An 18,724-nucleotide genomic window follows, 5' to 3' on the forward strand; every position below is an offset into this window, starting at 1 on the left:
CTCAGCGCGAGACGACTTCGGTGGCGGCGAAGAAGTACGCGATTTCAATCGCGGCATTCTCGACCGAGTCCGAGCCGTGGGCGGCATTGGCATCGATGGATTCGGCGAAGTCGGCGCGGATGGTGCCCGCAGCGGCTTCCTTCGGGTTGGTGGCGCCCAGCAGGTCGCGGTGGGCCAGGACGGCGTTCTCGCCTTCCAGGGCCTGGATCATCACCGGGCCGGAGATCATGAACTCGACCAGTGCGTTGAAGAACGGACGCTCGCGGTGCACGGCGTAGAAGCCTTCGGCTTCACGACGCGACAGCTGCTTGTACTTGGCGGCCACGACCTTCAGGCCGGCCTTTTCGAAGCGGGCGTAGATTTCGCCGATGACGTTCTTGGCAACGGCGTCCGGCTTGATGATCGAAAGGGTGCGCTCCAGCGCCATGGGATGTCTCCAATGGAATCGGGCCGCTGATGGCCCGAAGGGTAACAAAAAAAAAGCCGCGTCGAAACGCGGGCTTAGCCTGATAAACGTGCGCGGATTGTAAAAGATCCCGCTCAGTAGTGCCAGCCCATGGCTGGCAGGCAGGATGCCGGATCTCGAGCCCTGGAGCCTGCCCATTCAGGATCAAGCGTTGCCAGCCATGGGCTGGCACTACTGAATCCCTTGTAACCGGGCGACAGGATTTTGCTGCACTGCAAAATGCCATACGGTACCGTCTGGTTCTAGTATCAAACAATCGTTTGATTAAGGTCCGCCCGCCCGATGGCCAAGCCCGCCCACTTCTCGACCAAGGACCGGATCCTCGGCGCCGCCGAGGAGCTGTTCGCCCAGCACGGCTTTGCCGGCACCTCGCTGCGCCAGGTCACCAGCCAGGCCGACGTCAACATTGCTGCGGTCAACTACCACTTCGGCTCCAAGGAAAACCTGGTCAACGAGGTGTTCCGCCGCCGCATGGACGAGATGACCGGCGCCCGCCTGGCCCAGCTCGAGCGTGCCCGCAACGAACACCCCGGGCAACTGCGGCCGGTGCTGGCCGCCTTCGTCGAGCCGGCCCTGGCGCTGGCCCAGGACCGCCAGAACGGAGGTGCCTTCGTACGCGTGATCGCCCGTGCCTACGCTGAAAAGAACGACAACCTGCGCAAGTTCCTGTCCGACCACTACGGCCACGTGCTGCGTGAGTTCGGCAAGGCGATCGCCACCTGCGTGCCCGGCCTGAGCAAGGAAGAGCTCTATTGGCGCCTGGATTTCCTCGCTGGCTCGCTGACCTATGCCATGGCCGATTTCGGGCTGATCAAGCGACCTGCCGGTGTCACCGAAACGGCGCATCGTGCCCATGCCGCCCATGAACTGATCCATTTCGCCGAGGCCGGATTCCGCGCCGCCGCCCGCAGCGGCAGCGCCCTGCCCGCCTCCCTTGATTCCACCCAGTAACTGCTGACCAACAAAGGCCCTACACCATGTCCAATTCCCTGCTAGTCCGCCGCGCCGCCGTGCTGGGTGCCGGCGTCATGGGTGCCCAGATCGCCGCCCACCTCACCAATGCCGGCGTCGACACCGTGCTGTTCGACCTGCCTGCCAAGGAAGGTCCGGCCGATGGCATCGTGCTGAAGTCGATCGCCAACCTCGGCAAGCTGAGCCCGGCGCCGCTGGCCAGCAAGTCGCTGGCCGAAGCCATCACCCCGGCCAACTACGAGACCGGCCTGGAACAGCTGAAGGACTGCGACCTGATCATCGAGGCCATCGCCGAGCGCATGGACTGGAAGCAGGACCTGTACAGGAAGATCGCTCCGTTCGTGGCCGACCACGCCGTGCTGGCCTCCAACACCTCGGGCCTGGGCATCAACAAGCTGGCCGACGTGCTGCCCGAACAGTTGCGCCACCGCTTCTGCGGCGTGCATTTCTTCAACCCGCCGCGCTACATGCACCTGGCCGAGCTGATCCCGGCCACCACCACCGACGCCAGCGTGCTGGAAGGCCTGGAAGCGTTCCTGGTCACCACCCTGGGCAAGGGCGTGGTGTACGCCAAGGACACGCCGAACTTCATCGGCAACCGCATCGGCGTGTTCTCGATCCTGTCCACCATCCACCACACCCAGGAATTCGGCCTGGGCTTCGACGAAGTGGACGGCCTGACCGGCCCGCTGGTCGGCCGCCCGAAGTCGGCCACCTACCGCACCTCCGACGTGGTCGGCCTGGACACCATGGCCCACGTCATCAAGACCATGGGCGATACCCTGCCCAACGACCCGTGGCATGAGTTCTTCAAGTCGCCGAAGTGGCTGGATGCGCTGATTGCCAAGGGCGCACTGGGCCAGAAGACCGGCGCCGGCATCTTCCGCAAGGTCGGCAAGGACATCGTGGTGCTGGACCTGGAAAAGCAGGACTACCGTCCGGCTGATCGCGCCGCCGCACCGGAAGTGGTCGAGATCCTGAAGATCAAGAACCCGGCCGAGAAGTTCGCCAAGCTGCGCGAGAGCCAGCACCCGCAGGCGCAGTTCCTGTGGGCGACCTTCCGCGACCTGTTCCACTACAGCGCCTACCACCTGGCCGACATCGCCGAGACCGCGCGCGACGTCGATCTGGCCATCCGCTGGGGCTACGGCTGGTCGCTGGGCCCGTTCGAAACCTGGCAGGCTGCCGGCTGGAAGCAGGTCGCGCAGTGGATCGCCGATGACATCGTCGCCGGCAAGAGCATGAGCAACGCCCCGCTGCCGGATTGGGTATTTGACGGCCGTGACGGCGTGCATGCCGCCGAGGGCAGCTACAGCCCGTCGCGCAACGCCAAGCTGCCGCGTTCGTCGCTGCCGGTGTACCAGCGCCAGCGCTTCCCCGATCCGCTGCTGGGCGAGAAGTTCGCGCCGGGCGAGACCGTGTTCGAGAACGACGGCCTGCGCATGTGGCACGACGGCGATGGCATCGCCGTGGTCAGCTTCAAGACCAAGATGAACACCGTGTCCGACCACGTGCTGGATGGCCTGCAGGAATGCGTCACCCGCGCAGAGAAGGACTTCCAGGGCCTGGTGATCTGGCAGCAGAAGGAGCCCTTCTCCGCCGGTGCCGACCTGGCTGGCGCCTTGGGCCTGCTGCAGGCCGGCAAGGTCGACCAGTTCGAAGAAATGGTGCACAACTTCCAGCGCACCAGCCAGCGCATCAAGTACTCGCTGGTGCCGGTGGTGGCTGCCGTGCGCGGCCTGGCACTGGGTGGCGGCTGCGAGTTCCAGATGCACAGTGCCAAGACCGTGGCCTTCCTGGAAAGCTACATCGGCCTGGTCGAGGCCGGCGTCGGCCTGCTGCCGGCAGGCGGCGGCCTGAAGGAACTGGCGGTGCGTGCCTCGCAGGCCGCTGGCCCGGGCGGTGACGTGTTCGCCGAACTGAAGAAGACCTTCGAGACCGTGGCGATGGCCAAGGTGTCCAACTCGGCGGTCAACGCCAAGGAACTGGGCCTGCTGCGCAGCACCGACAAGGTGGTGTTCAACAGCTACGAGGCGCTGTACATCGCCAAGGCCGAAGCACGCGCCCTGGCCGAAGCGGGCTACCGTCCGCCGCTGCCGGCACGCCGCATCCAGGTGGCCGGCGACGTCGGCATCGCCACCTTCAAGATGATGCTGGTCAACATGCTGGAAGGCCGCTTCATCAGCCCATACGACTATGAGATCGCCGAGCGCATCGCCACCGTGCTGTGCGGCGGCAAGGTCGACCGCGGCACCCTGGTCGACGAAGAGTGGCTGCTGACCCTGGAGCGCAAGCACTTCGTCGAACTGGCCCAGCAGGAAAAGACCCAGGCCCGCATCGCGCACATGCTCAAGACCGGCAAGCCGCTGCGGAACTGACGGAAGACATCGGTAGTGCCGGCCGCTGGCCGGCAACCTCTTCCAACCCCTATTCAAGAGATCACTGCAATGACCAAGCAAATCCAGGACGCCTACATCGTCGCCGCTACCCGCACCCCGGTTGGCAAGGCGCCCAAGGGCATGTTCCGCAACACCCGCCCCGACGACATGCTCGCCCACGTGCTGCGCAGCGTCGTGGCGCAGGCGCCGGGCGTGGACGTCAACCGCATCGATGACGCGATCATCGGCTGCGCGATGCCCGAAGCCGAGCAGGGCATGAACGTGGCCCGCATCGGCGTGCTGCTGGCCGGCCTGCCGAACACCATCGCTGCGCAGACCGTGAACCGCTTCTGCTCCTCCGGTCTGCAGGCCGTGGCGCAGGCGGCCGACGCGATCCGCCTTGGCAACGCCGACCTGATGCTGGCCGGCGGCACCGAATCGATGTCGATGGTGCCGATGATGGGCAACAAGATCGCGATGGCCCCGAGCGTGTTCGACAACGACCACGTCGCCATCGCCTACGGCATGGGCATCACCGCCGAGAAGGTCGCTGAAGAGTGGAAGGTCTCGCGCGAAGAACAGGACGCGTTCGCCCTGGCCTCGCACCAGAAGGCCATGGCCGCCATCCAGAATGGTGACTTCAAGGACGAGATCAGCCCGTACGAGATCGTCTCGCACCAGCCCGACCTGGCCGACGGCAAGCGCATCATCACCCGCAACAAGGTGGCCGACACCGACGAAGGCCCGCGCCCGGATTCCTCCGCTGAAGGCCTGGCCAAGCTGCGTCCGGTGTTCCGCAACGGCCAGTTCGGCGGCACCGTCACTGCCGGCAACTCCTCGCAGATGAGCGATGGCGCCGGTGCGGTACTGCTGGCGTCGGAACAGGCGATCAAGGATTACGGCCTGACCCCGCTGGCCCGTTTCGTCAGCTTCTCGGTGGCTGGTGTGCGCCCGGAAGTGATGGGCATCGGCCCGATCGCCGCGATTCCGAAGGCGCTGAAGCAGGCCGGCCTGAGCCAGGACCAGCTGGACTGGATCGAGCTCAACGAAGCCTTCGCCGCGCAGTCGCTGGCCGTCATCCGTGACTGCGGCCTGGACCCGAGCAAGGTCAACCCGCTGGGCGGCGCGATCGCGCTGGGCCATCCGCTGGGTGCGACCGGCGCGATCCGTACCGCGACCCTGCTGCACGGCCTGCGCCGTCGCCAGCAGAAGTACGGCATGGTGACGATGTGCATCGGCACCGGCATGGGTGCGGCGGGCATTTTCGAGGCACTGTAAGGTTCAAAGCGTTGCCGGCGGACCTGTCGGTTTGCGGAAGGGCCCGGGCGGGTGAGACTGCCCGGGACACGCCGTAAACCCGTCCCTGGGGGCTTGGCAGCGGCATCCATGCCGCTGACAGTCCCGGCCAGCCTCACCCACCCGAGCCACCCAACATTCCGCGCAGCGGAGGGATGAGCAAAGGTAGTAGATCCACGCCATGCGTGGATGCTTTCGGCCTTGGGGTCAGAGCCCTTTGCTGCGCAAAGGGATCCGACCCCGACCCACGAAAAAAGGCAGCCAATGGCTGCCTTTTTGCTCTTGCTTCTGCCTTTGATTCCGCCCTGCCCGTCCGCGCCCGCAGGAAACTGTCGAGAGGCGTGGGCAGGCCGCTGCAGGACCGTTGGCGCCATGGATGGCGCCATCGAGCCCCCAAGGATGGGTTTACGGCGTGTCCTGCAGCGGCCTGCCTGCGCCTCCCCCAGCTATGCAGTAAGGCGCTGCCGGAGCGCTCGAAAAACCCTTACTCCGCCAGCATCGCCGCCAGCTTCTCGCGCGCCGGGCCGGCCAGCTTCGGGTTGTCCAGCGCGAAGCGGATCGTGGCCTCGACCAGCCCCAGATGGGTGCCGCAGTCGAAACGGGTGCCCTCGAAACGATAGGCATCGACCTCGTCGGTCTTCAGCAGTTCGGCGATCGCATCGGTCAGCTGGATCTCGCCACCGGCACCGGTGCGGGTCTGCTCAAGCAGCTCGAAGATCTTCGGGCTCAGCACGTAACGCCCCACCACTGCCAGGTCACTCGGTGCATCTTCCGGCTTGGGCTTCTCCACGATCTGCGAGATACGCCCCTTGCGGCCGTCGAACGCCTCGGTGGCGACGATGCCGTAGCTGGCCGTCTTGTCGTGGGGTACGTCCTCCACCGCGATGACGCTGGCACCACTGGCCTCGTTGAGGTCGGCCATCTGCTTGAGCGCACCCGCGCCGCGGTTCCAGATCAGATCGTCGGGCAGCAGCACCGCGAACGGCTCGTCACCGATGACCGCCTTGGCGCACAGCACTGCATGGCCCAGGCCCAGAGCCTCGGCCTGGGTGACGAAGATCGCGCGCACGCCTTCCGGCAGCACATGGCGGATCAATTCGAGCTGCTCGTGCTTGCCCGCGCGCTCGAGCTTCTGCTCCAGCTCGTAGGCCTTGTCGAAATAGTCGGCGACGGCGTGCTTGTAACGGTTGGTGATGAACACCAGGGTGTCACAGCCTGCTTCGATCGCCTCATCCACGGCGTACTGGATCAGCGGCCGATCGATGATCGGCAGCATCTCCTTCGGCACCGTCTTGGTCGCCGGAAGAAAACGCGTGCCCAGACCCGCTACCGGGAATACCGCCTTGCGAATGCGCTTGCTCATTGGTGCCTGTTGGCCTCACGTGCCGGAAAGGGCACAACCTTAGCGGATGAAATGTAAGCATCCTGTTCGATTGGCGAGAATTCCGGCATGGTCGCAAACAGGATTTCCTGGATCGTATCGATGTCGTACCGGGCAATGGCCTCGCGCAGCTTCGGCACGTTGCCCAGCACGATGTCCCGCGAGAACGAACGGACGCCGGCCTCGAGGATCTTCGGGTGCGCGGTCGGCCGGTAGTCCTCGTCGGAATAGAACAGCGTCTCGTGCAGCTTCTCGCCCTGGCGCAGGCCGGTATAGATGATCGGAATTTCCTTGTAGGGCTGCTTGCCCGCCAGGCGGATCATCTGCTCGGCCAACACCCGGATCGGCACCGGCTCGCCCATGTCCAGGGTGTAGATCGCGCCGTGCGACGCTGACGCGGCCGCCTGCAGGATCAGCTGGCACGCCTCGGGAATGGTCATGAAATAGCGGCTGACCTCCGGGTCTGTCACCGTGACCGGGCCGCCCTTGAGGATCTGTTCGCGGAACAGCGGCACCACGCTGCCGGCCGACGCCAGCACGTTGCCGAAACGCACGGTCACGAAACGGGTGTGCGTGGACTTCTGGTCCAGGCTCTGGCAGATCATCTCCGCATAGCGCTTGCTGGCGCCCAGCGCATTGACCGGGTCGACCGCCTTGTCGGTCGAGATGAACACAAAGTGCTCGACGTGGGCTTCCAGGCAGGCGCGGGCCACGTTCTCCGTGGCCAGGATGTTGTTGCGCACGGCTTCACGCAGCTGACGCTCCAGCACCGGCACGTGCTTGTAGGCAGCCGCATGGAAGGCGGTGTCGACCGGGTGCAGCGACAGCGCGTGGCGGATCACCGCAGGATCACCACAGTCACCGAGCACCGCTTCGATCTCGACATCGGGGAAGCTGCGGCGCAGCTCGCCCTCGATGGTCAACAGCAGCAGCTCACTGATCTCCAGCAGCACGATACGACCGGCGCCATGGCGCGCACACTGGCGGCACAGTTCGGACCCGATCGAGCCACCGGCACCGGTCACCATCACCGTGCGCCCGCCCAACCAGCCACGGATGAGGTTCCAGTCCGGCATGATCGGCTTGCGGCCAAGCAGATCTTCGATCGCCACTTCCTTCAACTGGCCCGGCAGCGACTGCCCCTGCAGGATGTCGCTGAGCTTGGGCACAGTCCGGAACGGAATGCCGGTGCTCTCGCAGATGGCCACCACGCGCTGCATGCCGACGGCATCGAGCGAAGGCATGGCGATCACCAGCAGCTTGGCTGCGGTCTCGCGGGCTACTGCCGGCGCGTCGTCCAGGGTTCCCAGGATCGGCAGGCTCTGCAGCTTGGCGCCACGCAGGTGCGGTGCATCATCAAGCAGGCCGACCGGCTCGAAATTGCCGGACCGGCGCAGGTCGCGCACCAGGGTCTCGGCGGCCTGGCCGGCGCCGAGAATCAGCACCCGGCGCGCGGTGGAGTCGGACTGCAGCGACTGATAGTCCTTCCATGCCCGGTACAGCAGGCGCGGCGCGCCCAGCAGTGCCGACAGCGCGAACGGATAGATCACCAGCACCGACATCGGCACGCCGTCGAAGCGCTTCCAGGCCAGTACCAGAACAATGGCGATCAGGCCGATGAAGCTGGCCTTGAAGATGTTCAGCAGGTCGCTGACGCTGGCAAAACGCCACAGGCCGCGATAGAGGCCGATACGCCAGAACACCAGTCCCTGCAGCGCCAGTACCAGCGTCGTATCCACGTTCCACAACGGCAATGCGGGAGCGTCGGCAAGGATCGAGTACCGACCCGCATGCAACAGCTGCCAACAGGCCCATACCATGAACAAGTCGTGGCAGACGATGGCCGTACGCGGCATCAGGCCGAGGATTCTGTCCCGCCAGGGTGAAGACATAGATCGAGTAATTCCTTATCGGTGGCGCAATCCATTGCGCAGGAGGAGCCACAGCAGGGTCAGCGCGGCAAACCACGCGACCGCTACGGCAGCCTCCCACCTCGGCTGCAAATTGGTGCAGATATTGAACACTGTAATACTGAACAGGCCCAGAACAAAGTACATCCCTGTCACCAGGGCATGGCTGGCTCCTGCCTGCACCGCGCGCTGGTAGACATGCTGGGTGTGGGGTTCCATCCAGCGTTGGCCTGAAAGCATGCGCGCCAACAGCGTGAAGCCCGCGTCCACAAGGAATGCAGACAACGGCAGCAACAGCAGGATCCAGTTGATGTCGGTGTGAAGTGCGGCGACCGCCAGCACGACGGCCACGGCATAACCCAGCGCGCCACTGCCCACATCACCCATGAAGATCTGCGCCTGCGGGAAGTTGAATGGCAGAAAACCCACGCACGCCAGGCCAAGAACAACGGCCACCAGCGAATAGGGCCACGGCAGCACGGTGGCAAAGCCCAGCGCAACGATGACGGCCTGGCTGCTGGCAATCCCGTTGATGCCATCCATGAAGTTCCAGATGTTGATCAGCGAGGCGGTGAAGAACAGCACCAGCAGGCTCAACAGCCAGCTGCCGCCATGCATCTTGACCAGCCCTGCCAGCAACAGGGCGGCAAGGAAATGCACCAGCAGCCGGCGCATGGCTGGCAGCGGCCGATGATCATCCCACCAGCCAATGCCGGCCACCAGCAGCAGGCCAAGTCCGGCGACGGCCAGGCTGGGCGCGGCGTCCGGCCAGAAAAATGCAGCCACGGCTGCGGCAACCAGCAGACTGATCACGATGGCGATACCGCCACCGCGAGGGGTTGCGACACTATGGCTGCGGCGCTCGCCGGGCTGATCCAGCAGCTGCCTGCGCAGCGCATACACGCGCGCTGCCCAGGTCAATGCCGCGCTCAGCAGGGCCAGGCCCAGCAGCGCGGCCATCACTAGCCACGGCATGGTTCAGAGCACCGCGTAGTTCAGCAGCGGCTTGACCGTACCCCATTCCTTGCAGCTGGGGCATTGCCAATGGTGGGTGCGGGCGCCGAACCCGCAGCGCGTGCAGCGGTAAGCGGGGTTGCGCACCAGCAGCTGGTCGGTGATGTGCTTGAGGTCATGCAGGGTCGCGGTCGAATCTGCGCCCTCGGCCAGGGTCAGGTCGATCAGGGCCGATTCGCCACGCACCGACGGGCGGTCCTTGAGCTGGCGACCGAGGTAGGCGCGCGCAGGCGCAACCCCTTCCTGCTCTTCCATCAGGCGGGTCAGGGCCAGCACCGGGGCGATGCCGCGGTAATGCTCGGTCATCTCGGACAGGAAGGCGCGCGCGCCACCCAGGTCGCCGACCTTGCGGTAGTTGTCCATCAGCGCCGGCAGCACTTCCGGCAGGTACTCCGGATCGTTGCGGGCGGCACGCTCGAAGGCGCGCACGGCGGCCTCGGCATTGCCTGCATCGGTTTCCAGTCGTCCTTCGATGATGCCGGCACGGACCGACATGGCATCGGCCTGGTAGGCGCGGGCAATGGCCGCCCTCGCCTCCTCCAGCTTGCCAGCGCCACGGAAGCGCTCGGCGAGCTCGCATTCGAACTGCCCGATCAGCTTGCCCATCGGCTCGCCGGTGACATCCTCGAAGCGGGTAGCGTTGTCGATCGCCTTTTCCCAGTCGCGCTCGGCCTGGTAGATGCCGATCAGGTGCTTGAGTGCCTGCGGTGCGCGCTGGTCCAGCTGTGCCAGTTCGGTGAACACGGTTTCGGCACGGTCCAGCAGGCCGGACTTCATGTAGTCCTCGCCCAGTGCCAGCAGGGCCTGCACGCGTTGCGCGTCGCTCAGGTCCTGGCGGTTGACCAGGCCCTGGTGCAGGCGGATGGCGCGGTCCACTTCGCCACGGCGGCGGAACAGATGGCCCAGCGCGACCTGGGTCTCGAAGGTTTCCTTGTCCAGCTCGGCGATGTGCAGGAACAGTTCGATGGCCTTGTCCGGCTGCTCGTTGAGCAGGTAGTTCAGGCCACGGAAATAGGTGCTCGACAGGTGGCTGACCTGGTTGTCACCGTGGCGTTGACCGCCGCGGCGTCCGATCACCCAGCCGGCCAGGGCCGCCAACGGCAGGCACAGGAAGAACCAGAACCACTCGGAAACGAATTCCATCGTCGATCAACGTCCATCAAAAGATTGGGAGGGGGCAACCGGCGCCGACGGTGCAGCCGCCGACTTGTTGGCGCGGCGCAGCTGGCTGTAGAGCGGAATGACCACGCTTACCAGCACCAGGCCAGCGCCGACCACGACACCGATCAGCAGGGCGGCGATCAGCGCCACGCCGACGGACGTGTTCAACTGGGTAAACAGCAGGTTGATCGACATGGCCGTCATGTTGACCGCACCGATGATCAGACCAAGGATCAGCACCGCCAGCAGGACCAGCAGACGAAAAACTTTCATGCGACAGCTCCATTGGCAGGAGGCCGTAGCTTATCCGACTCGTGGTGGGATTCGCACGAAGTCGCGCGACGGATGGCTCAGGCCGGATCTGCGTCCAGCGGCAGCACACTGCTGACCCGCTCGCGCAATTCCTTGCCTGGCTTGAAATGAGGGACATGCTTGCCCGGCAGGGCAACCGATTCGCCGGTCTTCGGGTTGCGACCCAGGCGCGGCGGACGGTAGTGCAGCGAAAAGCTGCCGAAGCCGCGGATCTCGATGCGATCGCCGGCCGACAGTGAGCCCCCCATCATTTCCAGCAATGACTTGACCGCCAGATCGACATCATCGGCCTTCAGGTGCGCCTGCCGGCGCGCGAGGATTTCGATCAGTTCGGATTTGGTCATTACCGGCTCACATCAGGGGCATCTCAGCCTGAAACGGCCCGGGCAGTGCCCGGGCCGTCCAGGAAACAACGAACAGCGTAAGGCCGATATTACTCGGACTTGTTGCCGTTCAGCTGTGCACGCAGCAGCGCGCCCAGCTGGGTGGTGCCGCTGGAAGCCGAAGAGGACTGGTATTCCTCCAGCACTTCGCGCATTTCCGCGTCGTCCTTGGCCTTGATCGACAGCTGCAGGGTACGACCCTTGCGATCCATGCCCACGAACTTGGCTTCAACCTTGTCGCCGACCTTCAGGTGCTGGGTCGCGTCGTCAACACGCTCGTTGGCGATGTCGCGAGCTGCAACATAGCCTTCGATGCCGTCGGCCAGCTCGATGATCGCGCCCTTGGCGTCGACTTCCTTCACCACGCCTTCGACCTTGGAGCCCTTCGGATTGGTCGCCATGTACTGGCCGAACGGATCCTGCTCCAGCTGCTTGACGCCCAGCGAAATGCGCTCGCGCTCCGGATCGACGGCCAGGACCACTGCGTCCAGGTTGTCGCCCTTCTTGAAGTTGCGAACGATGTCTTCGCCAGTGGTCGCCCAGCTGATGTCGGACAGGTGAACCAGGCCGTCGATGCCGCCGTCCAGGCCGATGAAGATGCCGAAGTCGGTGATCGACTTGATCTGGCCCGACACCTTGTCACCCTTCTTGTGGGTGGCAGCGAAGGTTTCCCACGGATTGGCGGCAACCTGCTTCATGCCCAGCGAGATGCGGCGACGCTCCTCGTCAACGTCCAGGACCATGACTTCAACTTCGTCACCGACCTGCACAACCTTGGACGGGTTGACGTTCTTGTTGGTCCAATCCATCTCGGAAACGTGCACCAGACCTTCGACGCCCGGCTCGATCTCGACGAATGCGCCGTAATCGGTGACGTTGGAGACCTTGCCGAACACGCGGCTGTTGGCCGGGTAACGACGGGCGATGTTATCCCACGGATCTTCGCCCAGCTGCTTCAGGCCCAGCGAAACGCGGTTGCGCTCGCGGTCGAACTTCAGCACGCGCACGTCCAGCTCGTCGCCGACATTGACGACTTCGGACGGATGGCGCACGCGCTTCCATGCCATGTCGGTGATGTGCAGCAGGCCGTCGATGCCGCCCAGATCCACGAATGCGCCGTAATCGGTCAGGTTCTTGACGACACCCTTCAGGATCGCGCCTTCCTGCAGCTTGTCCATCAGCTGCTCGCGCTCTTCCGAGTGCTCGCTTTCGACGACAGCGCGGCGCGAGACCACGACGTTGTTGCGCTTGCGGTCAAGCTTGATGAGCTTGAATTCCAGCTCCTTGCCTTCCAGGTAGGCCGGATCGCGCACGGGGCGCACATCGACCAGGGAACCCGGCAGGAAGGCGCGGACATCCTTGATGTCCACGGTGAAACCACCCTTGACCTTGCCGCTGATGCGACCGGTGATGGTTTCGTTCTTTTCCAACGCTTCTTCCAGCTCGTCCCACACCATCGCGCGCTTGGCCTTCTCGCGCGACAGGACGGTTTCACCGAAGCCGTTCTCGATCGAGTCGAGGGCGACCTTGACGATGTCGCCTTCGGCAACATCGATTTCGCCAGCGTCGTTACGGAACTGTTCGATCGGCACGATGCCTTCCGACTTCAGCCCGGCGTTGATCACCACGACGTCGCCGCGGACTTCAACAACGGTACCGCTGACGATGGCGCCCGGCTTCAGCTTGGCCAGGTTGGCCTGGCTGGCTTCAAACAGTTCGGCAAATGATTCGGTCATTAGATTTACTCTGTTGGACACATGGGTCGGTTGGCTTCCCTTCAGGGAATGGCTACCGCCCGCCTGTTGGTCGACCCCGGAAATGCAGGTCGTGTGTGGAAGTAGGAAAACCGCCACGCATCATTGCGCGACGGAGCTTTTACAGCACTGCAGATGCGCGACCTCCACCGATGCTGCTGGCAGAGCTCCCGCGCGAACGGATCAGGCAGCCGGAACCGGAAGCAGATCCATCACTCTGGCAACGACATCTTCGATGCCGATGCCTGTGGTGTCGATGAGGACAGCATCGTCTGCCGGCTTCAGGGGCGCCACGGTACGCTGAGCATCACGGGCGTCGCGGGCCATGATCTCGCGCAGGAGGTCTTCAAAGTTAACAGAAACCCCCTTGTCTTTCAACTGCTTATGCCGGCGCTCGGCGCGCTCCTCGGCACTGGCGGTCAGGAAGACCTTGTAGGGGGCGTCCGGGAAGATCACCGTGCCCATGTCGCGGCCGTCGGCGACCAGCCCCGGCTCCATCCTGAATGCGCGCTGGCGCTCCTTCAGGGCCGCGCGGACCTCGGGAATGGCGGCAATTGCCGACGCCAGCGCCCCAGTGGTCTCCAGCCGCAGCTCGTCGGTGGCGTCGGTGCCATTGACCAGCACCCGCATGGCATCGCCCTGCTCGACGAACTGGACATGGGTATCAAAGGTGCAGCGCACCAGCGCGGAGGCATCGGAGGTGTCGATGTCGGCCCAGCTGGCCGCCACGCCGACCGCGCGGTACAGAGCACCCGAATCCAGGTAGTGCCAGCCCAACCGGCGCGCCACGATGCGGCTGATGGTACCCTTGCCGGCCCCTGACGGGCCGTCGATGGTCAGGACGGGAACGAGTGGATTCATGGGGGTCCTTGCGCGTGTGAAGGGGGCATTCTAGCCCCTGCCGGACACCCCGCAACGAGCCTTTTGTGCAACCACTTGAAACCATGGGGAAAAGCCCGGTAGAATGGCGGGCTTGAACGAGCGTCCACTGCCGATTGTCTTTCGCATATCGCGGCCACGCTCCACCCGAACAACTACTGTTTACGCCGAGGTATGCCATGAAAGTTCTGTCCTCCCTGAAGTCGGCGAAGGCCCGTCACCGTGACTGCAAGGTCGTGCGTCGTCGTGGCAAGATCTTCGTCATCTGCAAGTCGAACCCGCGTTTCAAGGCGCGTCAGCGCTGAGCCCAACGGTCCTTGTGACCGCGGCTGGCCCCACGCGGGGCCGACCCGATGCAAAAAGCCGCCTTCGGGCGGTTTTTTGTTTATGCGGTTTTTTCCTGCCGTTTTTGCTGTAATCGCTGTTCTTGACCACTGGGGAGTAGATCGAGATGACGCGTTACCTGTGCACCCTGGCCGTACTGGCCACCCTGGCTGCCGCCACCCCGGCGCTGGCCGATACCCTGCTTGTCGACCGCGCCCGCGAAAAGCCGGCCGGCGCCCTGCCCGTCCGCGGCCAGAGCATGCAGCAGGTGCAGTCGCAGTTCGGCGCGCCGGCAGAGCAGCTGCAGCCGCGCGGCGGGCAGAAACGGCAATGGCCGACCATCCACCGCTGGGTGTACCCGCAGTTCACCGTCTACTTCGAGAAGCAGAAGGTGATCGACGTGGTGGCAAACCAGGCGGATCCGAACGAAATCGGCCCCAAGCCGCCGATCCGTTGACCCCCATGCCCGCCATCGGCGGGCGCGTGTAGCGAGACCATGAACCAGACCCTTCGTTTTCCTGCCGAATGGGAAGCCCAGAGCGGCGTCCTGATTGCCTGGCCCACCGCCGACACCGACTGGGCCGACCGCCTGGGCCAGGTGGAAGAGACCTACATCGCCCTGGTTGCAGCGATCACCCGCTTCCAGCCGGTGCTGATCTGCGTGGCCGACGATGACGTGGAGACCTACGCCGAAATGCGGTTGCGCTCCAACCGCATCGACATGGACAAGGTCCACTTCACCACCGCCGCCTACGACGATACCTGGCTGCGTGATTCGGGCCCGATCACCCTGCGCCGCGCCGACGGCAGCTTCCAGCTGCTGGACTTCCGCTTCACCGGCTGGGGCGGCAAGTTCGACGCCACCCTGGACGACCAGCTGGTCGGCGTGCTCGACCAGGCTGGCGTATTCAACGACGCGACGGTGCGCAGCATTCCGTTCGCGCTGGAGGGCGGCGGCATCGAGACCGATGGCGAAGGCACCCTGCTGACCACCTGGAAGTGCCTGCACGAGCGCCATCCCGACCGCGACCGCGACAGCCTGAGCGCCGACCTGGCCGACTGGCTGCAGCAGAAGCGCGTGCTGTGGCTGGATCATGGCTATCTGGAAGGCGACGACACCGACGCCCATATCGACACCCTCGCCCGCTTCGCCTCGGCCGACAGCATCGTCTACCAGGCCTGCGACGACGCCAGCGACTCGCATTACGCCGAGCTGCAGGCGATGGGCGCCGAGCTGGCTGCACTGCGCACGGCTGACGGAAAGCCGTACCGCCTGTTCCCGCTGCCGTGGGCACAGCCGGTGATCGATGAAGGTCGCCGCCTGGCTGCTTCGTATGCCAATTACCTGATCGTCAACGGCGCGGTGCTGATGCCGGCCTATGGCGACCCGGCCGATGACCTGGCCCGCGACGTGCTGGCACAGGCCCACCCGGGCCGCGAGATCGTGCAGGTGCCGTGCCGCTCGCTGATCTGGCAGAACGGCAGCCTGCACTGCATCACCATGCAGCTGCCGGCTGGGCTGTTGAAGGCATAAGCCACGCGGTAACGCCGGGCCATGCCCGGCGAGCGCGGCGACATCTGGAAAATCCGCCGGGCATGGCCCGGCGCTACCGGTTGCGTGCACCATTCAGCAGCCAACACGCTGTCGTGGCGCATCCGCGTTAACATGCGGGTTTTCCCCCGCAGGATCGCCCCGCATGAACTCGCGCAGCCCCCTTACCGTCGCCCTGATCCAGGAGCGCAACCACGGTGATGCCGCCGCCAACCTGGCGGTGATCGAAGCGCGTGTTGCCGATGCCGCGGCACAGGGCGCGAAGCTGGTGCTGCTGCAGGAGCTGCACAACGGTCCCTACTTCTGCCAGCACGAATCGGTCGATGAGTTCGATCTGGCCGAGCCGATTCCGGGCCCGAGCACCGAGCGCCTGGGCGCGCTGGCCAAGAAGCATGGCGTGGTGCTGGTCGGCTCGCTGTTCGAGCGCCGCGCTGCCGGCCTGTACCACAACACCGCCGTGGTCTTCGAGAAGGACGGCACCTTGCTGGGCAAGTACCGCAAGATGCACATCCCCGATGACCCGGGCTTCTACGAGAAGTTCTACTTCACCCCGGGCGATATCGGCTTCAAGCCGATCGACACCTCGGTCGGCCGCCTCGGCGTGCTGGTGTGCTGGGACCAGTGGTACCCGGAAGCGGCGCGCCTGATGGCGCTGGCCGGTGCTGAGCTGCTGCTCTACCCCACCGCGATCGGCTGGGACCCGGATGATGTGCAGGACGAGAAGACCCGCCAGCGCGACGCCTGGGTACTGAGCCACCGTGGCCATGCCGTAGCCAACGGCGTGCCGGTGCTCAGCTGCAACCGCGTCGGCCACGAGGCCTCGCCGCTGGGCGCCTCGGGCATCCAGTTCTGGGGCAACAGCCACGTACTGGGCCCGCAGGGCGAGTTCCTGGCCGAGGCCGGCACCGAAGCGACCATCCTGATGTGCGACGTCGACCTGCAGCGCAGCGAACACGTGCGCCGCATCTGGCCGTTCCTGCGCGATCGTCGCATCGACGCCTACGGCGACCTGCTCAAGCGCTACATCGACTGACCCGGAGCCCGCGCATGGCCGTACTCATCCGTGATGCCGGCCCTGCCGACATCGCTGCGATCACCGCGATCTACGCGGTGGAAGTGACCGACTTCGTCAACACCTACGAGTACGAGATCCCTGACCAGGCCGAGATGCTGCGCCGCATGCGCGACATCATCGACCGCGGCTTCCCCTACCTGGTGGCCGAGGTCGACGGCCAGGTTGCCGGCTATGCGTATGCCAATACCTACCGCACGCGCATCGCCTACCAGTGGACCGTTGAGAACTCGGTCTATGTCGATGCCCGCTTCCAGGGCCGTGGCGTCGGCACCAGCCTGCTGCAGGCACTGATCGATGCCTGCACCGCGCGCGGCCATCGACAGATGGTGGCGGTGATCGGCGAGCCGACCAACACGGCCTCCATCAAGCTGCACGAACGCTTCGGTTTCCAGCTGGTGGGCGTGTTCCGTGGCCTCGGCCGCAAGCATGGCCGCTGGCTGGACACCGTACAGATGCAGCGCGCGCTCGGCGATGGCGCCGATTCCGCTCCTTCCAATGAATGATTCCATGACCGAAACCCTTCCCGAAACCGGCGACGATCTGTTTGCCGGCCAGCCCGTGCGCGTCGTCGAGCGCGATGGCGTGCGCTACACCCTGTTGGGCACTGCCCACGTCTCCCATGCCAGCGTCGAGGCGGTGGAGAAAGCCATCGACAGCGGACGTTTCGATGCGGTGGCCGTCGAGCTGGACCCACAGCGCCTGCAGGCACTGAGCGACCCGGACACGCTGGCCAAACTGGACCTGGTGGAAGTGATCCGCAAGGGCCGCGTCGCGTTGTTCGCGGCCAACCTCGCGCTGTCGGCCTACCAGCGCCGACTGGCCGAACAGCTCGGCATCGAGCCGGGCGCCGAACTGAAGCGTGCGGTCGACCTGGCGCGCGAGCGCAACCTGCCGGTGCACCTGATCGACCGCGAAGTCGGCCTGACGTTCCGTCGTGCTTCGCAGCGACTGGGCTTCTTCGGCAAGCTGAAGCTGGTGGCCGGGCTTGGCGCCGGCCTGTTCTCGTCCGAGGATGTCGGCGAAGACGAGATCGAGAAGCTGAAGCAGGGCGACATGCTGGAATCGAGCTTCGGCGAGTTCGCCAGCGAGAACCCGGCGTTGTACGAAACGATCATCGGCGAGCGCGACCGCTACATGGCCACGCGCCTGCGCGAAGCGCATGATCCGCAGCAGCGCGAAGTGCTGGCGGTGGTCGGCGCCGGCCATCTGGCCGGCCTGGCGCGTTACCTGGAAACCGATACCGAGGCGCCTGCGCCGTTGCGCGAGCAGCTCGAAGCGGTGCCGAAGAAGCGCAACATCCCGTGGTTCACCCTGGCGATCCTCGCCATCGTGGCCACCGGCATCGGTGTCGGCTTCTATCGCGGTGGACTGGGCGTGGGCACCGAACTGCTGGCGACCTGGGCGATGTATACCGGCGGCCTGGCTGGCCTGGGCTGCCTGGTGGCCGGCAGCCACCCGCTGAGCATCCTCACCGCGATCGTGGTGGCGCCGTTCAAGCCGTTCCGCCTGAGCATCCCCACCGGCGCATTCGCGGCACTGGTGGAAGCGCGCCTGCGCAAGCCGACCTACGAGGATTTCCTCAAGCTGCGTGACGATGCGCAGTCGTTGAAGGGCTGGTACCGCAACCGTGTCACCCGCGTGGTGCTGACCTTCATGCTGACCAACCTGGGCAGCATGCTGGGCCTGTGGCTGACCGCGGGCAAGGTGTGGAGCAAGGTGGCGAGCTGATCGCGCTGTCCCGCCGGGCATGGCCCGGCGCTACCGGTAGGTGCCAAAGGTGTGGAGCAAGGTCGCGAGCTGATCGCGCTGTCCCGCCGGGCATGGCCCGGCGCTACCGGTAGGTGCCAACCTTGGCTGGCACGTCATT

The 18,724-nt window shown here is 65.2% G+C and carries 18 protein-coding genes; 9 read left to right on the plus strand and 9 right to left on the minus strand.

What is annotated here, in order from left to right; genetic code table 11:
* Nucleotide 1 precedes the first annotated feature (1 nt).
* Nucleotides 2-427 (minus strand): nucleoside-diphosphate kinase, encoded by a 426-nt coding sequence (gene ndk, locus K5K93_RS03900; protein WP_008265389.1) that lies wholly within the window; start codon nt 425-427, stop codon nt 2-4.
* Nucleotides 428-748: 321 nt separating this feature from the next.
* Here ndk and K5K93_RS03905 point away from each other — a divergent pair, with 321 nt between their 5' ends.
* The 3 genes from K5K93_RS03905 to K5K93_RS03915 all read left to right on the plus strand — a co-directional run bounded on the left by K5K93_RS03905 (nt 749) and on the right by K5K93_RS03915 (nt 5,094).
* Nucleotides 749-1,417 (plus strand): TetR family transcriptional regulator, encoded by a 669-nt coding sequence (locus K5K93_RS03905; RefSeq protein ID WP_093819811.1) that lies wholly within the window; start codon nt 749-751, stop codon nt 1,415-1,417.
* Between the two features lie 26 nt (nt 1,418-1,443).
* Nucleotides 1,444-3,816: a 3-hydroxyacyl-CoA dehydrogenase/enoyl-CoA hydratase family protein gene (locus tag K5K93_RS03910; RefSeq protein WP_093819813.1), complete on the plus strand. Its 2,373-nt coding sequence runs from the start codon at nt 1,444-1,446 to the stop codon at nt 3,814-3,816.
* Nucleotides 3,817-3,885: 69 nt separating this feature from the next.
* Nucleotides 3,886-5,094 (plus strand): acetyl-CoA C-acyltransferase, encoded by a 1,209-nt coding sequence (locus K5K93_RS03915; RefSeq protein ID WP_032977565.1) that lies wholly within the window; start codon nt 3,886-3,888, stop codon nt 5,092-5,094.
* Between the two features lie 502 nt (nt 5,095-5,596).
* Here the strand turns inward: K5K93_RS03915 and galU are convergent.
* The 8 genes from galU to cmk all read right to left on the minus strand — a co-directional run bounded on the left by galU (nt 5,597) and on the right by cmk (nt 13,888).
* Nucleotides 5,597-6,475 carry a UTP--glucose-1-phosphate uridylyltransferase GalU gene (galU, locus tag K5K93_RS03920; RefSeq protein ID WP_025875017.1) on the minus strand — a complete coding sequence of 293 codons (879 nt, stop codon included), beginning with the start codon at nt 6,473-6,475 and terminating at the stop codon, nt 5,597-5,599.
* A complete protein-coding gene (locus tag K5K93_RS03925) occupies nt 6,472-8,385 on the minus strand; it encodes a nucleoside-diphosphate sugar epimerase/dehydratase (protein ID WP_162292037.1) in 1,914 nt (637 codons plus the stop codon). The genes galU and K5K93_RS03925 overlap by 4 nt, the downstream gene beginning before the upstream one ends.
* A 15-nt stretch (nt 8,386-8,400) precedes the next feature.
* A complete protein-coding gene (locus K5K93_RS03930) occupies nt 8,401-9,378 on the minus strand; it encodes a glycosyltransferase family 4 protein (protein WP_222389877.1) in 978 nt (325 codons plus the stop codon).
* A 3-nt stretch (nt 9,379-9,381) separates the two neighbouring features.
* Nucleotides 9,382-10,560 carry a lipopolysaccharide assembly protein LapB gene (gene lapB, locus K5K93_RS03935; protein WP_049466151.1) on the minus strand — a complete coding sequence of 393 codons (1,179 nt, stop codon included), beginning with the start codon at nt 10,558-10,560 and terminating at the stop codon, nt 9,382-9,384.
* Between the two features lie 6 nt (nt 10,561-10,566).
* Nucleotides 10,567-10,851, minus strand: coding sequence for a lipopolysaccharide assembly protein LapA domain-containing protein (locus tag K5K93_RS03940; RefSeq protein ID WP_025875021.1), 285 nt, complete (start codon nt 10,849-10,851; stop codon nt 10,567-10,569).
* 77 nt (nt 10,852-10,928) lie between these two features.
* Nucleotides 10,929-11,234 carry an integration host factor subunit beta gene (locus tag K5K93_RS03945; protein WP_005409286.1) on the minus strand — a complete coding sequence of 102 codons (306 nt, stop codon included), beginning with the start codon at nt 11,232-11,234 and terminating at the stop codon, nt 10,929-10,931.
* An 89-nt stretch (nt 11,235-11,323) separates the two neighbouring features.
* Complete coding sequence (rpsA, locus tag K5K93_RS03950; protein WP_049466147.1) at nt 11,324-13,009, minus strand: 30S ribosomal protein S1; 1,686 nt, start codon at nt 13,007-13,009, stop codon at nt 11,324-11,326.
* A gap of 201 nt (nt 13,010-13,210) precedes the next feature.
* Nucleotides 13,211-13,888: a (d)CMP kinase gene (gene cmk / locus K5K93_RS03955; RefSeq protein WP_032977572.1), complete on the minus strand. Its 678-nt coding sequence runs from the start codon at nt 13,886-13,888 to the stop codon at nt 13,211-13,213.
* A gap of 197 nt (nt 13,889-14,085) precedes the next feature.
* Between cmk and ykgO the strand changes: the two genes are divergently transcribed.
* The 6 genes from ykgO to K5K93_RS03985 all read left to right on the plus strand — a co-directional run bounded on the left by ykgO (nt 14,086) and on the right by K5K93_RS03985 (nt 18,585).
* The gene (ykgO, locus tag K5K93_RS03960; protein WP_005409283.1) at nt 14,086-14,211 is read left to right on the plus strand and encodes a type B 50S ribosomal protein L36; all 126 of its coding nucleotides are present in this window, start codon (nt 14,086-14,088) and stop codon (nt 14,209-14,211) included.
* Nucleotides 14,212-14,357: 146 nt separating this feature from the next.
* Nucleotides 14,358-14,687, plus strand: coding sequence for a hypothetical protein (locus K5K93_RS03965; protein WP_089240526.1), 330 nt, complete (start codon nt 14,358-14,360; stop codon nt 14,685-14,687).
* A gap of 39 nt (nt 14,688-14,726) precedes the next feature.
* The gene (locus K5K93_RS03970) at nt 14,727-15,764 is read left to right on the plus strand and encodes an agmatine deiminase family protein (RefSeq protein WP_222389878.1); all 1,038 of its coding nucleotides are present in this window, start codon (nt 14,727-14,729) and stop codon (nt 15,762-15,764) included.
* Nucleotides 15,765-15,927: 163 nt separating this feature from the next.
* Nucleotides 15,928-16,815: a carbon-nitrogen hydrolase gene (locus K5K93_RS03975; RefSeq protein ID WP_222389879.1), complete on the plus strand. Its 888-nt coding sequence runs from the start codon at nt 15,928-15,930 to the stop codon at nt 16,813-16,815.
* A gap of 14 nt (nt 16,816-16,829) precedes the next feature.
* Nucleotides 16,830-17,360 (plus strand): GNAT family N-acetyltransferase, encoded by a 531-nt coding sequence (locus K5K93_RS03980; protein ID WP_025875048.1) that lies wholly within the window; start codon nt 16,830-16,832, stop codon nt 17,358-17,360.
* A complete protein-coding gene (locus K5K93_RS03985; RefSeq protein ID WP_032951769.1) occupies nt 17,353-18,585 on the plus strand; it encodes a TraB/GumN family protein in 1,233 nt (410 codons plus the stop codon). The genes K5K93_RS03980 and K5K93_RS03985 overlap by 8 nt, the downstream gene beginning before the upstream one ends.
* Nucleotides 18,586-18,724 lie beyond the last annotated feature (139 nt).

The sequence above is a fragment of the Stenotrophomonas sp. DR822 genome (genome assembly GCF_019793815.1).
Lineage (GTDB): Bacteria > Pseudomonadota > Gammaproteobacteria > Xanthomonadales > Xanthomonadaceae > Stenotrophomonas > Stenotrophomonas indicatrix.

Bases quoted from the DNA above. Each gene is read 5' to 3' on its own strand.
- ndk (WP_008265389.1), bottom strand. From the start codon at position 427: ATGGCGCTGGAGCGCACCCTTTCGATCATCAAGCCGGACGCCGTTGCC.
- K5K93_RS03905 (WP_093819811.1), top strand. From the start codon at position 749: ATGGCCAAGCCCGCCCACTTCTCGACCAAGGACCGGATCCTCGGCGCC.
- K5K93_RS03910 (WP_093819813.1), top strand. From the start codon at position 1,444: ATGTCCAATTCCCTGCTAGTCCGCCGCGCCGCCGTGCTGGGTGCCGGC.
- K5K93_RS03915 (WP_032977565.1), top strand. From the start codon at position 3,886: ATGACCAAGCAAATCCAGGACGCCTACATCGTCGCCGCTACCCGCACC.
- galU (WP_025875017.1), bottom strand. From the start codon at position 6,475: ATGAGCAAGCGCATTCGCAAGGCGGTATTCCCGGTAGCGGGTCTGGGC.
- K5K93_RS03925 (WP_162292037.1), bottom strand. From the start codon at position 8,385: ATGTCTTCACCCTGGCGGGACAGAATCCTCGGCCTGATGCCGCGTACG.
- K5K93_RS03930 (WP_222389877.1), bottom strand. From the start codon at position 9,378: ATGCCGTGGCTAGTGATGGCCGCGCTGCTGGGCCTGGCCCTGCTGAGC.
- lapB (WP_049466151.1), bottom strand. From the start codon at position 10,560: ATGGAATTCGTTTCCGAGTGGTTCTGGTTCTTCCTGTGCCTGCCGTTG.
- K5K93_RS03940 (WP_025875021.1), bottom strand. From the start codon at position 10,851: ATGAAAGTTTTTCGTCTGCTGGTCCTGCTGGCGGTGCTGATCCTTGGT.
- K5K93_RS03945 (WP_005409286.1), bottom strand. From the start codon at position 11,234: ATGACCAAATCCGAACTGATCGAAATCCTCGCGCGCCGGCAGGCGCAC.
- rpsA (WP_049466147.1), bottom strand. From the start codon at position 13,009: ATGACCGAATCATTTGCCGAACTGTTTGAAGCCAGCCAGGCCAACCTG.
- cmk (WP_032977572.1), bottom strand. From the start codon at position 13,888: ATGAATCCACTCGTTCCCGTCCTGACCATCGACGGCCCGTCAGGGGCC.
- ykgO (WP_005409283.1), top strand. From the start codon at position 14,086: ATGAAAGTTCTGTCCTCCCTGAAGTCGGCGAAGGCCCGTCACCGTGAC.
- K5K93_RS03965 (WP_089240526.1), top strand. From the start codon at position 14,358: ATGACGCGTTACCTGTGCACCCTGGCCGTACTGGCCACCCTGGCTGCC.
- K5K93_RS03970 (WP_222389878.1), top strand. From the start codon at position 14,727: ATGAACCAGACCCTTCGTTTTCCTGCCGAATGGGAAGCCCAGAGCGGC.
- K5K93_RS03975 (WP_222389879.1), top strand. From the start codon at position 15,928: ATGAACTCGCGCAGCCCCCTTACCGTCGCCCTGATCCAGGAGCGCAAC.
- K5K93_RS03980 (WP_025875048.1), top strand. From the start codon at position 16,830: ATGGCCGTACTCATCCGTGATGCCGGCCCTGCCGACATCGCTGCGATC.
- K5K93_RS03985 (WP_032951769.1), top strand. From the start codon at position 17,353: ATGAATGATTCCATGACCGAAACCCTTCCCGAAACCGGCGACGATCTG.